This window comes from Nisaea sp., from assembly GCF_017640745.1.
Classification (GTDB): domain Bacteria; phylum Pseudomonadota; class Alphaproteobacteria; order Thalassobaculales; family Thalassobaculaceae; genus Nisaea.
In genome coordinates, this window is sequence record NZ_JAEPQA010000010.1 from 13,587 (window position 1) to 27,968 (window position 14,382).

Sequence of the window (14,382 nt, forward strand, 5' to 3'; positions counted from 1 at the left end):
TCGCGGGGCCGATCTCTGGCCCCGCGAGCGTTCGCCTACTTGTCGAGATTGTTGAAGAAATCGGCCGACAGATCTTCGTCGATCGCGACGTCGCCCCGGTCGTCCCGCTTCCGCTCGTCGGGGGCATGCACGGGAGCCGGAGCGGCCGCGGCTTCTGGTTCCGGCTTTTTCTCGCCCGTCTCAGGTCCGACCCGCCGACGGTTTGTGGCCGCGGCACCGCTCGACGACTGCTCGCCCTCCTGGGTCATCGACGCCTCGTCCAGCACTTTGCGCTGCTTCGCGACGGCGGCATATTCCTGAAGATTGATGAACAGCTCGAACAGTTCCGCGAGCTCCCCGGTGTTCGAGATCGCGCGCCGCGCGCTTCGCGCCATTACACTGAAGGTTCCGGGCCGGATCTGGTACTTGACCAGCATCATCCGGGTGCGCTGCTGCAGATCCAGCAGACGGGCCAAGAGCTGATCATCGGACAAATCCGACGGAGCCGGGGAATCGGCCCCCGAACGGCTTGGGTTTCCTCGGTTTCCCATCGCAATGACCTATTCAGAGAAAAAGATAATTTCAAGCCGCCCTAAGAGAGGCGCCGGGCCGCACAACCGCTCCAAGACAAATTCGCAAACAGGTATCAGTCCGCCGCGTCGGCCATCGCCGGCGCGGTGCCCGGCAGGCCGAGCCAGTCGAGCGTCGCCCTGCCCCAGCGGTCGATCGCCGCGCCGAACAGTTCGAAGCCCTTCACATGCGCTTCCTTGGGCTGCGCGCCGGGCAGCTCCATGCGATGTGCCGCACCGCCCGTCCAGCGCTGGATCATTTCCAGCGTGATTTCGGGATGGAACTGGATGCCGAGCTTGTTCTCTCCGAAGAGATAGGCCTGGTTCGGAAAACGCTCGCCTTCCGCCAGCAACTGCGCCCCGTCCGGCAGGTCGAAGCCTTCCTTGTGCCACTGGTAGAAGTGCTCGGAATGGGTAAAGTACGGACGGCCTTCCTCGGTCGGGCACACCTTCGTGTAACCGACCTCGACATGGCCCTCGTCATGCAGATAGACCCTCGCGCCGAGCGCGCGGGCAAGCAACTGGCCGCCGAGACAGATCCCGAAAAACGGCTTCTCCTCGCGCAGCACGACGTCCATGAAGTCCAGCTCGGCCCGGATCCCCTCGAGATGATCGTCGTTCGCGCTCATCGGGCCGCCGAACACCACCACGCCGGCGTGATCGTCGAGATGCTCCGGTAAATCGTCGCCGATGCAGGGGCACCGCCGGTCGAGCGCATAACCGCGCTCTTCGAGCAGCACGCCGACATGCCCCGGGACAGAGGTCTTCTGATGAACGACGATAAGGACTTTAGGCTTCACGATGATCTGTTCGGGTCTTTTCCAGCAGAAACTCGCGTCCGACCTTAACACGTTCCTCGTCACCGTACTTGACGATATCCGCGGTCGCGTAGGTCTCGCTCCACTTCTCAGGGAGATAGGAGCCCGTCCCGATAATATCAATCGGCGCGTTGGCAAGCGCCATCACCCGGCATTTCTCCGGCGAGAACCCGCTGGAGGCGACGATCTTGACGGCCTTGAACCCGGCCCGGTCGAGCCGCTCTCGCATATGCCAGATCGCGGCTGCGGAAACGCCCGTGCCGATCAGGTAGCTGAGCTCCTTGTCGGAGCGGTATCCACGGATTGCCTGCGGGGCGTTCCGGTCCAGCACCTCATAGGACATGCCGATATCCATGCCCTCGACATAGCGCCCGCCATGGGTGTCGAGCCGGACCGCAACCCGTCCCTCGGCAGCGAGCTCCGGAAAACGCCGGCAGACCGCCAGCGCGTCGGTGATCTCCTGGCCGAAATAGTCGACGAGGACCGTCAGATTCTCTTCCGGATGGACCTCGTGAAACATTTCCGCCGCGCGCACCGTCGAGCCGGCATAGCCGATCAGGGCGTGCGGCATGGTGCCGTAGCCGCGGTCCCGGTTGAAGAAGTGCGCGGTCTCGTCGGAGGCGTTCCCGATGAAGCCGACGGCGCCGAGCTTGCGCTGCGCCTTGGCGGAGCCGACGCTGGCGCCATAGGCCATCATCTCGGCCATCTCGGTGCCGGCACAGTGCCTGGCATCCATCGCGAGAAAGGCCGTCTTCTGCATTTCCGCGCACATCACATACGCATTGTAGGCCGCGACGCAGCAGGCACCGAGCTTCTGCAGGAACTGCGTCTCGAGATCGATCAGGTGATAGAGCGAGCCGGAGACATACATGATCGGCTCGCCGGCACCGACCCATGAGCCTTCCTTCTGCCGGAGGTCCACGCGGATCTCGACCTTTCGAGCCTTCGCCATCCGCTCGAGCCATTGCATGGCAAGACGCGGCGCGGAGGTTACCGGGCGGCGCATGAAGACCGCGTAGGTCACATCGACATCGCCGAACTTCGCGACCACGTCCTTGGTGCGCAGGAAGTACTTGTCGACGAAGCGCGGCAGATCGCTCTCCGCCGGATGACTTACCGTGCGCGGTGTCTCATCGGGCCGCAGCGACGCAATACCCTCGGAGCCGTCCATGGGCTCACTCCCCAAGTCAGAGTCCGCTCAGGACGCCGCCGCCATGGAGCCGGCCGCGTTGCTCACCCGGCGCTTCTTCATCATGTCGGCGATCAGGAAAGCAAGTTCCAGCGACTGGCTGGCATTCAGACGCGGGTCGCAATGGGTGTGGTACCGGTCCGCCAGCGCCTCGTCAGTGATCGCCTGGGCGCCGCCGATGCATTCGGTGACATCCTGGCCGGTCAGCTCGAAATGCACGCCGCCCGCATGGGTTCCCTCGGCCTGGTGCACGTCGAAGAACTCCCGCACCTCGGAGAGGATGCGGTCGAACGGGCGCGTCTTGTAGCCGCTGGAGGCCTTGATCGTGTTGCCGTGCATCGGATCGCAGGACCAGACGACGTTCTTGCCTTCCTTCTGCACGGCGCGGATGAAGCGCGGAAGATGCTTATCGACCTCGCCCGCACCGACGCGCACGATCAGGGTCAGGCGCCCCGCTTCGTTCTTCGGGTTGAGGATGTCGATCAGCCTCAGCATGTCGTCGGTATCGAGGCTCGGCCCGCATTTCATGCCGATCGGGTTCTGGATGCCGCGCAGATACTCGATATGCGCGCCGTCCGCCTGCCGCGTGCGGTCGCCGACCCAAAGCATGTGGGCCGAGGTGCTGTACCAGCCGCCCTCGCCTGTGATGGTGTCCTTGCGGGTCATCGCCTGCTCGTAACCGAGCAGCAGGGCTTCGTGGCTCGTGTAGAACTCGGTCTCGCGGAGCTGCTGGTTGTTCTCCGGCGTGATGCCGCAGGCACGCATGAATTCGAGCGCCTCGTCGATGCGCTGCACCACGTGCTCGAAACGCTCGCCCTGCGGGGACTTCTCGACGAAGCCGAGGGTCCAGCGATGGATCTGCTCGAGATTGGCGAACCCGCCCTGCGCGAAGGCGCGCAGCAGGTTCAGGGTGGAGGCAGACTGGTTGTAGACCTTCAGCAGCCGGTCCGGATCGGGAATGCGGGAGCCTTCGTCGAACTCGATCGCATTCACCATGTCGCCGCGATAACTCGGCAGCTCGACGCCGCCGATCGTTTCCGTATCGGAGGACCGCGGCTTGGCGAACTGACCGGCGAGACGGCCGACCTTCACGATCGGCATGGCGGCGCCGAAGGTCAGCACCACCGCCATCTGGAGCAGGACGCGGAAGGTGTCGCGGATATTGTTCGGGGAGAATTCGGCAAAGCTCTCGGCGCAATCGCCGCCCTGCAGCAGGAAGGCCTCGCCGCGCGCGACCTTGCCGAGCGACGCCTTCAGGCGCTGCGCTTCGCCTGCAAAAACGAGCGTCGGATACCCGCTGAGTTCCTTCTCTACCGCCGCCAGACGCTCTGCGTCCGGATAGGCAGGAACCTGCTTGATCGGTTTGCCGCGCCAGCTATCGGGGCTCCAGGTGCCGGCCATCGCTCTTCTCCCAGTGTTCGAATCGACCGCTTCCCGCCGTTTCCGGCGAATGCGGACGAGTTTTGTAACAGTGCAGTTCCGCAAATACCAGCATCTCCGCCATGCATCGAAACAGCTCTTTTATTGGCACAGATCCAATTGGACGCCGTACACGCGTCCATTTATCGTCGAGCACCAAGTAAAAACAAAAAATCCAAGGTGGAACGCCTCAAATGCAGATCCTGCTTCTGGCCGCAGCCATTCTGGCGGCAACATTCAGCCATTCCTCGGCCGAAACGCTCCTGGAACGCGGCGCCTATCTCGTGAACGGCATCGTCGCCTGCGGCAACTGCCACACGCCCCAGACGCCGCAAGGACCGGCGCAGGGCAAGGAGTTCGCCGGGACGATCATCGCCGACACGCCGGAATTCACCGCATTCGCCCCCAACATCACGCCGGACAAGGCAACCGGGATCGGAAGCTGGAGCAAAACGGAGCTGATCCGCGCAATCCGCGACGGCGTCCGACCCGATGGCAGCCTGATCGGACCGCCGATGCCGTTCTCCATGTACCGCCATCTGTCCGACAGGGACGTCGAAGCGATCGCGACCTACGTTATGCAGGTCCCGGCGGTCTCGAACGCGGTGCCGAAATCCGAATACCGCATCCCGCTGCCACCGGCCTACGGCCCGCCCGTAGCCGGGGTCCCGGAGCCGCGTCCGGAGAACATTCTCGACTACGGGGCCTATCTCGCCGGACCGGCCGGGCATTGCCTTGAATGCCACACGCCGATGGTCGCCGGACATTTCGACTACGACAACCAGACCGGCGCCGGTGGACTGAAATTCGAGGGCCCGTGGGGCATTTCCGTCGCCAGCAATATCACGCCGCATTCCGACGGGCGCGTGGCGGAGTATAGCGACGCGGAACTCGCCACGGTGATCCGCAGCGGTATCCGGCCCGACGGCTCCCGGCTCTTCCCGCCGATGGGCGTGCATTACTACGCCTCGATCAACGACAGGGACATGGCCGCGCTCGTCGCCTTCATCCGCACGCTCAAGCCGAAACCCAACGGCGGATAAAGCGCTGCCTATTCGGCGGCCTGCCGCTCTTCCGGGTCCGGGCGCTTGGTGCGCATGGTCACGAACTCCTCGGCCGCTGTCGGATGGATACCGATGGTGGCGTCGAACTCCGCCTTGGTCGCGCCCGCCTTGATGGCGATGCCGATGCCCTGGATGATCTCCGGGGCGTCGAGCCCGACCATGTGCGCGCCGACCACCCGGTCCGAGGCGCGGTCCACGATCAGCTTCTGCATGCCGCGCTCCGGATTATCCGTCAGCGTGTATTTCATCGGCCGGAAGCCGGCGACATAGACGTCGATCGCACCGTAGATCTCACGGGCCTCGGCTTCCGTCAGCCCGACCGTGCCGATAGGCGGCTGGCTGAACACGGCACTCGGCACGTCGCTGTGATCGGCCTGCCGTGGATTGTTGTTGAACTGGGTCTCGGCGAAGCAATGGCCCTCGGCGATGGCGACCGGCGTCAGGTTGATCCGGTTGGTCACATCCCCGACCGCGAAGATGCTCGGCACCGACGTCTGGGACCATTCGTTCACCTTGATCGCGCCGTTGCGGTCGAGCTCGACGCCCGCTTCGGCGAGGCCGAGGCCCTTGGTGTTCGGATGCCGTCCGGTCGCGTACATGACCTGATCCGCCTCGATCACGGAACCGTCGTTCATGTGCACTTTGTAGGCATCGCCCACCTTCTCGATCCGATCCGGCAGCACGCCCGAATGGAGATGCATGCCCTTCTTGGTCAGTTCCTCGGTCAGAGTGTTCCGCACATCCTCGTCGAAGCCGCGCAACACCTTGTCGGCGCGGTAGACGAGATGGGTCTCGGACCCGAACGAGTTGAAGATCCCGGCGAACTCGACGGCGATGAAGCCGGAGCCGACGATGACGATGCGGTCCGGACGCTCCGGCAGCTCCAGCGCCTCGTTCGAGGTGATGACATGCTCCTTGCCCTCGACGCTCTCCGGAATGCTCGGCCAGCCGCCGACGGCTATCAGGATCTTCTCCGCCGTGTAACGCTTGTCGCCGACTGCGACCGTGTGCGCGTCCACTACGGTGCCGCGGCCGTGGATCCGGGTCGCGCCGGCATTCTCCAGCAGGTTCACATAGATCCCGTGCAGCCGGTCGAGTTCCTTTTCCTTGGCGGCGATCATCTTCGGCCAGTCGTGGCGAACATTATCCGCCGACCAGCCGTAACCGGCGCCGTCCTCGAGGTCATGGCCGAAATGGGAGCCGTAAACGAAGAGCTTCTTCGGGACGCAGCCGCGCAAGACGCATGTTCCGCCCTCGCGCATTTCCTCGATGACGGCGACCTTCGCACCGAAAGAGGCTGCGAGACGGCTCGCGCGCACGCCGCCGGAACCGGCGCCAATGGTGATGAGGTCGAAATCGTAATCGGACACGGGATCGGTTCCTTGCTCTGTTCGGATCTGGCGCACTCTAGATAGGTACGCCATTCGTGCCTGTCCTTCACAAGTCAGTCAACGGACCGGCGTCGGCACGAAACAGAAAAGGCGGCATGACGCCGCCTTTTCCGCTTATCGCGCTAGGGATCAGCCGTTCAGGCCGCCCATCAGCATGTATTTGATCTCGAGATAATCATCCATGCCATATTTCGAGCCCTCGCGGCCGAGGCCGGATTCCTTCACGCCGCCGAAGGGCGCCAGCTCGGAGGAGAGGATGCCCTCGTTGATCGCGACCATGCCGTATTCGAGCGCCTCGGCGACGCGCCAGACGCGGCCGAGATCGCGGGCATAGAAGTAGGAGGCCAGACCGAACTCGGTGTCGTTTGCCATCTCGATCACCTCTTCCTCGGTCTTGAAGCGGAAGAGCGGGGCGACCGGGCCGAAGGTCTCCTCGCGGAAGATCGCCATGTCGCGGGTGGCATTGGTCAGCACGGTCGGCTCATAGAACAGCGCGCCGATATTGCTTCGGGAGCCGCCCGTGGCCACCTTGGCGCCCTTGGCGACGGCGTCCTGCACATGCTCCTCGACCTTGTCGACCGCGGCGGCCTCGACCAGCGGGCCGAGCACCACACCCTCATCGAAGCCGTTGCCCATCTTCATCGAGGAAGCAGCGGCGGCAAAGCGCTTGGCGAACTCGTCATAGATGCCGTCCTGGACAAAGATGCGGTTGGCGCAGACGCAGGTCTGCCCGGCATTTCGGTACTTGGAGGCGATGGCGCCCTTCACCGCTTCGTCGATATTGGCATCGTCGAAAATGATCAGCGGGGCGTTGCCGCCGAGCTCCATCGAGACCTTCTTCACCGTCGAGGCGGACTGCGCGATCAGCTTCTTGCCGACCTCGGTCGAGCCGGTGAAGGTGATCTTGCGGACGATCGGGCTGTGGGTCAGCTCGTTGCCGATGGCGGACGAGCTGGCGCCGCAGACCACGTTGAAGACGCCCTTCGGCACGCCTGCGCGCTCCGCCAGCACGGCGATGGCGATGGCCGAGAACGGCGTCATCTTGGCCGGCTTGGAGACGAAGGTGCAGCCCGCCGCGAGCGCCGGAGCCGCCTTGCGGGTGATCATCGCGTTCGGGAAGTTCCACGGCGTGATCGATCCAACGACGCCGACCGGCTGTTTGATGACGACGATGCGCTTGTCGGCCGCCATCGCCGGGATCACGTCGCCGGTGATGCGTTTGGCTTCCTCGGCGTAATACTCGATGTAGGAGGCGCCGTAGGCGATCTCGCCCATGGCTTCCGCCACCGGCTTGCCCTGCTCGGCGGTCATGATGATCGCGAGGTCCTTCTGGTTCGCCATCATCAGGTCGAACCATTTGCGCAGGATCGCGGAGCGCTCCTTGGCGGTCTTCTTGCGCCAGGCCGGCCAGGCCGCGTTCGCCGCCTCGATCGCGCGCCGGGTCTCGTCGGCGCCCATGTCGGGAATGGTGCCGACCAGCTCGCCGGTCGCCGGATCCGTGACCTCGACCTTGCCGCCCTTGTCGGCATCGACCCATTCGCCGTCGATATAGCACTGCTCCCGGAACAGCGACGGATCCGCGAGTTTGCTTCTGATATCCATGAGAGTGCTCCCTAGATTTGTCATCCGGCCGCGACCCTCTCCCGGTCACGGCGGCAATTGGCGGATACTAGTCCCCGGCACCTGGCTTGAGAAGGTGCCGCCGGACAGTGAGTTTCAATCGGAAGGCAGGGTTTTCCCACCAGCTCAGGCGACGTGTTCGTGCGCCGCGCCTTCCGGTTCTCTCAGTTGAACGCTTCCGAGCCGTCCAAGTTCCGGGATCGGCCGTGTGATGCCGGCGAGCCGCATCATATGCCAGGCGAGAACCTGGTTGCTGCAGAGGAACGGCTTTCCGGTGCTGCGTTCGATCTCCTGGATCACGCTCGCGGCACGCAGGTTTGTGCAGGACGCGAAGATCGCCTCGACGGCGCCGTCGCGCGCGAGCTCCTCCGCCGCTTCCCGGATCGAGCCAAGCGCGATCCGGGCGACGACGCGTTCCTCTTCCTGGCCGAACACGGTCGCAGCGACGAACGGCATGCCGCTCTTCTGCATCTCGGCCTCGAGCGCATCAGTTACCGATCGGATATAGGGGCTGACGAGGCCGAGCCGGGAGACGCCAAGCGCCGTCGCGGCTGCCTTCAATGCCGAAAGCGGGTTGGTGACGGCGGCATTCGGATGCACGGAGCGGACAAGCTCGGCCACCCGCACCTCGCCCAACACGGTCGAGGCCGAGGTGCAGCCATAGCCGATCACGGCAAGCGGCGTGTCGTCCGGAAGCAGCGCCGCCGCGCCCGGGATCCGGGCCGCCATCTGGCGCAGCGTCTCCGGCGTCACGTTCGGCGCGCTCTCGATGCGCGTGTGGTAAAGCGCGATCGAAGGGTCGGCCGCGAAGCGCCGGAAATCCTGCTCGATGGTCTCGTCGGTCTTGAGGACGATCAGGCCGAGGCGATGGCGCCAGGGAAGGTCCGCGTCGATCTCAAGATCCCTCATTTTGCTCTCCTCGCCGCTGGAGCGTTGAACATGGACCTTGCCGGCATTTCGATCAATGGCACCGAACCGGCTCCGCTTCAGGTCACGACCGGGATATCGCCCGGCGATCGGCGTGTCAGCAGTTCCGCGCCATCCTCGCGAATTACGATATTCTCCTCATGCACCATCATCTTGCCCGGCGCGTATTCGAGCCCCGGCTCCAGCGTCAGCACCATGCCCGGAACGAGCTCTGTCCGGTCCGTCGCCGTGATCGAGGGCCATTCGGTCAGCACCGTGCCGAGCCCGTGGCCGATCCGCCCGACATTGCCCGCCCCGGCACCGTCTGCCGAGAGCACGCCCGCCATGGCCTCGAAAAGACCGGAACAGGTCGCGCCCGGCCGCGCGGCTTCTAGCCCGGCTTCCGTCGCCGCGAAGACCGTGCGGTAGGCGCGCGCCACCGCTTCCGACGGCGCGCCGATGGCGTAATTACGGTCGAAATCGCAGAAATACCCGTCGTGGAGCGTACCGGTATCGAGGATCAGCACATCGCCGTCCTGCACGGGGCGTTCCGAGGGCGGCGAGATGATGTCACCATAGCCGCCCGGCCCCGCGCCGCCGACGAGATAGGAGACATCGTCCGCCCCCGCCTCGAGGCAGGCGATCTTGAAGCGGCAGAAAATTTCCCGCTCGCTCATGCCCCGCGCGAGCCAGCCGGACCAGTCCTCGAACACGCCCGAGACAACCTGGCAGGCCGTCCGGATCTTGGCGATTTCGGCCTCGGATTTGACAACCCGGAGCGCCCGGACGATTCCTGCATCATCGCGGAAGGCTGCCCTGGGAAGCAGGCCCCGCAGCTTGTCATATTCGGCGAGCGGCAGGCGGAGATGGGTCTCCGGACCGGAAGGAATGCCGATGCGTGGCGCATCGCCGCCAAGCTCCCGCACGGTCTCCGCGAGGAGCGAAAGCCCCTCGTCCGAAGGGTTCGGCGAGGCCCATGTGCGGATATCCTCGATCCAGGTCCGCTCCATTGCCGGCGCGCCGATGCCGGGAATGACCGCGACCGGCTTCCCCCGGGCAGGCACAAGCAGAAACCAGGGACGCGTGGGGCTCTGCCAGAACTGCGTCAGGAAGCCGCTGAAATAGCGCACGTCCGGTTCTGTGGTCAGCAGCAGCAGGTCGAGCCCCTCCGCCGCCATGCGACGCTGAGCGCGCTCCAGCCGCGCCTCGAACTCGGCGGCGGGAAAGCCGCGCGCCATACTCATGCGGCGAGGTCGCCGACGATAGCTTTGTAGATCTCGGGATCGGTCGCGCCCTCGCTGCCGATCAGCAGCACCCGGCTCCCGGGACCGAGACCGATCCGCGCTTTCAGCTCCGGGTTCGCCGCCACCGCCATCAGGCCGAGCAGCCCGGCGACACCGGACTCGCCCGCGGTGATCTTCGCCCCGGCCTCGCCGGAGGCGAGCAGGCGCATGGCCGGACCGACGCCCTCCTCGCCGACGGTGACATAGTCGGAGCAGCCGCCGGAGAGGATCGGCCAGGCGACGAGCGACATCTCCCCGCAGGAGAGACCGGCCATCAGGGTTTCCTCATGGATCGGAACAATCGCCGGCTTGTCCTGCCGCGCGCTCTCGATGGCGCAGGCGGCGAGATCCGGCTCGACGATCACGGTGCACGGCGCGGCGGTGCCGAGGCGCTGCCAGAAGCGCGCGACCATCGCGGCGGCGAACCCGCCCACGCCGGCCTGCACGAACATGTGGGTCGGCGCGGCGTCCGTCTGCGCCAGAACCTCGCTCGCAATCACAGTATAGCCCGCCATCACGTCGCGCGGGATGTCCATGTAGCCGGGATAGGAGGCGTCGGAGACCACGAACCAGCCGCTCGCCTTGGCCTCGCGTTCGCAATGCTTCAGGGATTCGTCGTAGTCGCCGGCGATCCGCCGGACCTCGGCGCCAAACCCCTCCATCGCCGCCTTGCGGCCCTCGCTGACCTCGGCATGGATAAAGATGACGCAGCGGCAGCCCGCCATCTCAGCGCCCCAGGAGACCGAGCGGCCGTGATTGCCGTCGGTCGCGCAGGTGACGGTGAGATCCTTCAGCGCGGCGGCGTATTTGCCGGAGCGGATATCGGCGAGCGCCGCATCGCCGTGCCCATGCTCGCCAAGCCATTTCCGCGCCAGCAACATGACCGCATAGGCCCCGCCCAGCGCCTTGAAGCTGCCGAGCCCGAAGCGCGGTCCCTCGTCCTTGTAGATCACGGAGCCGACGCCGAGATGGGATGCGAGCCCGTCCAGCTCGACCAGCGGCGTCGCCGCATAACCCGGCCAGGAGGAGATCTCGGCGAGCGCCGCCTCGGCCATGGAGACCGGGAAATCCGCATCCAGTTCCGCCGGCCAGGCGCCCCCGAGGGTCGCGTGCGATACATGCTGGCGCAGCAGATCCGGCGCCGTCAGTTCCCGTTCGATCTTCACCCTGGCCGCTCCCTCGTGCCGAAATCCGAGGTTAAGGCCCTACTCCACCGTCACGCTCTTCGCAAGGATTGCTGCCGAACCGCTCTTCGGTCTCGGATCAAGCGACCGCCGCCGTTTCCTCCGGATATCCCTTGGGAGAAGCACCAACCTGGAAGCGAGAATCGAAGCTCAAACGATTACGGTCGAGGTTTCGCTCCGTATAAGTCCTGTGAATCGAAGTCTTGTCGAACACCAGAATATCGCCAGGCTCGAAAGTCGGTCTGACCATGAAAGGAGCGAAATATTCGACGGCATCTTCAAGAGGAACCGGGTTGATGTAATGCCCTCGCTCTCTGACGAAATGGATCGGGTGATTGACTCGGACGGGCAGAACTTCAAGTCCCGGGGCGATCCCCGGCCCACACTCAACGAACGGCATCCAGATCGTGAACCAGTCTGCATTGTCCGCATAGACGGGGTAATCCTGATGCAGCGAGGTCGGCTTGGGATCCGACGGCTCATGCCATTGAAGCAGCCATTGACCATGTATGTGGGGCTTCCATCCCTTTCCACCCCACCGACCGAGCGCTTGCAGAACATGTCTGCCGATGGGCTCGCCGTTTAAAAGTTCCAGTAGACGCGCCCGGACCGACTCAGACGCTTTGTTAAAGCCGACCGAACTCCTGTGTTCTTCCGCCATGTACTTGCGGAGCCAGGGTTCGAGATCGGTTATCAAACTGTCAAAGCCAGTCTGGGAAATGGCGCCGCGCAAGACAGTACCGCCAAACGACTTGTAAGCGTGGCGCGCGGCGTCGTCCGCGCCGGCGGGGACAACAATATCGCCGGCGCGACCATCGACCTGGAGTTCCAGATCCGCGACCCGCCCGTCTCCGCGCGCTTTCCCCATCTGCCAGAGTCGAAAGCGCGCGGCCACGTGGCCGGGATCGAGTTCAAGAGTTTTTTCGTATTCCCGTACGGCTGACCGAATGTCGCCAAACTGCTGTTCGTACATACCCGCGACATAGTGAGCCTCAGCAGACAGCGGGCGTATCCGCTTGCACGCATCGGCCGCGGCCTTCAGATCTTCAGCGCGGACATATTCGACAGGGGTGTCCAGCCAGACACCGGCGACGTTCAACCATGCATCGAAATCATTCCCGTCCAGCTTGGTCAGAATGGACATGACCGTCGCGGCATTCGCTGCGAGATCGGGGTTTGTCCAAAGTCCGCTGTAACCGATCAGCGTGTGCCCCAGCGCATATACATCCCCGCGGGTCAAATAAGGTGACTGGATCATCGTCGCAAAGAGCGTGAGCGCCGGTTCCATTCTGTCCATGTGCAACAAGTGATGGCCAATCGCACGCACTGCGCGTGCGGACGCATCCGACAATCCGCTGGAAACCGCCCCGCCGACCGTCTCCAGAACGGTCTGGTCGTCTAGAGTGTCGATGCAGGCGCACAACTCAGCCGCTGCACCTTCGGTGAAACCGATGGTCAAATCCTGGACTCGGTTCATGCAATTCATCCTGTTGCCTCGCTCTGATGCGCCCGCCACGCTCCCGAGAGAAAAATTTCCGAATTGCGCCGGTGCCCTGGTGCAAGTTGGGCGCCGGCTGCTTCGACGGATCTCTTCAGATAGGAGAGGTAGAAATCCATGACCTGGTCGCGGCGAACACGCAATTTCACGGTCATCGTGCAGAGATAGAGCAGAATTTCCGTCAATAAGGGCGCAAGGTCCGATCTGGACGTTAGGCATGCTTCCAGTAACGGCGCCGGACTGGAATATCTCTGCAGAAGGTAGCATGCCGAGAAAGCACGGCGCATGGCGTCCTGCAGCCGGGCTTCCGATCCGGCTTCCCGAGCCGTGCCGGCCGACACTCTGACCGCATCGGCCACCGCCGCCACGACATCCGTAATCAGCGCATCGCTCCTTTCCAGGATTTCGATCCTGTCGAGCAGCAAGCCGAGATTATGCGCATCCGAGACCTGCGCCCGGTCGATCCGCGCCTCGGCGACGTCATGAAACCCGCCAGCACTCGCCGCCATTGCCACCGGCCAGTCGATGGCCGGGCCCTTTTCCCCTGCAAGCTCGCGGTTCAAGGCATCTAGTCCCGCCGCCAGGACCGGATCTTCGCTAACGGTCCCACCCGAGACGAGCCCGCGAACGCAATCCGGGGAATGGGGCGGGAGCAGCGCGAGCGCAACAGACGCCTCTCGCTGAAGCGCTTCGTCGCCGGTTTGCTCGGCCAGAGCCTTCAGCGCTTCCCAGGATTTGAGGCGGTAGCAGTCGTTCTTCAGGATACGCCGGAAATCCTCGACCTGACCGCGCCCGGCCTTAAGCGCCTGAAGCGCTCCCGCTTCAAAAGCGTCGACGGTGACAGAGGTTTTCTGCCAGACACCATACCCATTATTGTAGGGCTGGGCATAGACCTCGAAAGATCCCAGCAATTTCCTTCGGAAATCTCGATACCAGACCTGCTTGATCCCCTCGCCCGCGTCGAGGCGAACGTCATGCCAAACCACCAGACCGCCCTCCCGCAGGAGCGGAAGGTACATTTCCGTATCTTGCAGGACACCGTCGACGCTGTGATCGCCGTCGATCAACATGAAATCATATTCGGGCGAGGCCGCGCGGACGGCTTCCAGCATTGCCGGATCGTGCGAATCGCCTATCAGAAAACTGATATTTTCCAGGGACCGTACCCGCGGGTCGACGAGATCGTCTGTGATATCGAGCGCGACCACGAGGCCGTCAGGACCGACGATCCGGCTGAACAATCCGGTTGTGCCGCCTTGGGCAACGCCGATCTCCAGCACCCGCTTTGGCTGTAGGGCGATCAATTGCTCGATGAGCCAATGTATTTCCGACGTCGTTTGCCAACTGACATCAAGAATATCTTTGAACTCGGAGATATCGACCTGCATTGGCATCACAAATATTGGTTAAAAAGCCAAAGCGACCCTATCACACGAGCAAATAGCGTTCCCGCAATAAAGTT

Annotated in this window: 12 protein-coding genes; 1 reads left to right on the plus strand and 11 read right to left on the minus strand. The window is 63.9% G+C overall.

The features are described 5' to 3' along the window. Positions 1 to 35: 35 nt before the first annotated feature. The 4 genes from JJ959_RS08750 to JJ959_RS08765 all read right to left on the minus strand — a co-directional run bounded on the left by JJ959_RS08750 (position 36) and on the right by JJ959_RS08765 (position 3,956). Positions 36 to 455, minus strand: a complete 420-nt coding sequence (locus JJ959_RS08750) for a hypothetical protein (RefSeq protein WP_292882230.1) — start codon at positions 453 to 455, stop codon at positions 36 to 38. Positions 456 to 625: 170 nt separating this feature from the next. After that, positions 626 to 1,348 (minus strand): GMP synthase, encoded by a 723-nt coding sequence (locus JJ959_RS08755; RefSeq protein ID WP_292882233.1) that lies wholly within the window; start codon positions 1,346 to 1,348, stop codon positions 626 to 628. Next, on the minus strand, positions 1,338 to 2,537 hold the full coding sequence (locus JJ959_RS08760) for a nicotinate phosphoribosyltransferase (protein ID WP_292882235.1): 1,200 nt from the start codon (positions 2,535 to 2,537) through the stop codon (positions 1,338 to 1,340). The genes JJ959_RS08755 and JJ959_RS08760 overlap by 11 nt, the downstream gene beginning before the upstream one ends. A gap of 27 nt (positions 2,538 to 2,564) precedes the next feature. Further along, positions 2,565 to 3,956 carry a class II 3-deoxy-7-phosphoheptulonate synthase gene (locus tag JJ959_RS08765; protein ID WP_292882236.1) on the minus strand — a complete coding sequence of 464 codons (1,392 nt, stop codon included), beginning with the start codon at positions 3,954 to 3,956 and terminating at the stop codon, positions 2,565 to 2,567. A 212-nt stretch (positions 3,957 to 4,168) separates the two neighbouring features. Between JJ959_RS08765 and JJ959_RS08770 the strand changes: the two genes are divergently transcribed. After that, positions 4,169 to 5,017: a c-type cytochrome gene (locus JJ959_RS08770; protein ID WP_292882238.1), complete on the plus strand. Its 849-nt coding sequence runs from the start codon at positions 4,169 to 4,171 to the stop codon at positions 5,015 to 5,017. Between the two features lie 8 nt (positions 5,018 to 5,025). Here JJ959_RS08770 and gor read toward each other — a convergent pair whose 3' ends face one another. The 7 genes from gor to JJ959_RS08805 form a co-directional block, all read right to left on the minus strand. Then, the gene (gene gor / locus JJ959_RS08775; RefSeq protein WP_292882240.1) at positions 5,026 to 6,408 is read right to left on the minus strand and encodes a glutathione-disulfide reductase; all 1,383 of its coding nucleotides are present in this window, start codon (positions 6,406 to 6,408) and stop codon (positions 5,026 to 5,028) included. Between the two features lie 150 nt (positions 6,409 to 6,558). Next, positions 6,559 to 8,031 carry an NAD-dependent succinate-semialdehyde dehydrogenase gene (locus JJ959_RS08780; protein WP_292882242.1) on the minus strand — a complete coding sequence of 491 codons (1,473 nt, stop codon included), beginning with the start codon at positions 8,029 to 8,031 and terminating at the stop codon, positions 6,559 to 6,561. Positions 8,032 to 8,175: 144 nt separating this feature from the next. Further along, complete coding sequence (locus tag JJ959_RS08785; RefSeq protein WP_292882245.1) at positions 8,176 to 8,958, minus strand: aspartate/glutamate racemase family protein; 783 nt, start codon at positions 8,956 to 8,958, stop codon at positions 8,176 to 8,178. A gap of 77 nt (positions 8,959 to 9,035) precedes the next feature. Then, a complete protein-coding gene (locus JJ959_RS08790) occupies positions 9,036 to 10,199 on the minus strand; it encodes a Xaa-Pro peptidase family protein (protein ID WP_292882248.1) in 1,164 nt (387 codons plus the stop codon). Continuing rightward, complete coding sequence (locus JJ959_RS08795) at positions 10,196 to 11,404, minus strand: diaminopropionate ammonia-lyase (RefSeq protein WP_292882251.1); 1,209 nt, start codon at positions 11,402 to 11,404, stop codon at positions 10,196 to 10,198. The genes JJ959_RS08790 and JJ959_RS08795 overlap by 4 nt, the downstream gene beginning before the upstream one ends. A gap of 97 nt (positions 11,405 to 11,501) precedes the next feature. Further along, positions 11,502 to 12,899, minus strand: a complete 1,398-nt coding sequence (locus tag JJ959_RS08800; protein WP_292882253.1) for a tetratricopeptide repeat protein — start codon at positions 12,897 to 12,899, stop codon at positions 11,502 to 11,504. A gap of 5 nt (positions 12,900 to 12,904) precedes the next feature. Then, positions 12,905 to 14,308 (minus strand): CmcI family methyltransferase, encoded by a 1,404-nt coding sequence (locus tag JJ959_RS08805; protein WP_292882256.1) that lies wholly within the window; start codon positions 14,306 to 14,308, stop codon positions 12,905 to 12,907. Between the last annotated feature and the right edge of the window lie 74 nt (positions 14,309 to 14,382).

Bases quoted from the DNA above. Each gene is read 5' to 3' on its own strand.
- JJ959_RS08785 (WP_292882245.1), bottom strand. From the start codon at position 8,958: ATGAGGGATCTTGAGATCGACGCGGACCTTCCCTGGCGCCATCGCCTC.
- JJ959_RS08765 (WP_292882236.1), bottom strand. From the start codon at position 3,956: ATGGCCGGCACCTGGAGCCCCGATAGCTGGCGCGGCAAACCGATCAAG.
- JJ959_RS08805 (WP_292882256.1), bottom strand. From the start codon at position 14,308: ATGCAGGTCGATATCTCCGAGTTCAAAGATATTCTTGATGTCAGTTGG.
- JJ959_RS08760 (WP_292882235.1), bottom strand. From the start codon at position 2,537: ATGGACGGCTCCGAGGGTATTGCGTCGCTGCGGCCCGATGAGACACCG.
- JJ959_RS08790 (WP_292882248.1), bottom strand. From the start codon at position 10,199: ATGAGTATGGCGCGCGGCTTTCCCGCCGCCGAGTTCGAGGCGCGGCTG.
- JJ959_RS08770 (WP_292882238.1), top strand. From the start codon at position 4,169: ATGCAGATCCTGCTTCTGGCCGCAGCCATTCTGGCGGCAACATTCAGC.
- JJ959_RS08800 (WP_292882253.1), bottom strand. From the start codon at position 12,899: ATGAACCGAGTCCAGGATTTGACCATCGGTTTCACCGAAGGTGCAGCG.
- JJ959_RS08780 (WP_292882242.1), bottom strand. From the start codon at position 8,031: ATGGATATCAGAAGCAAACTCGCGGATCCGTCGCTGTTCCGGGAGCAG.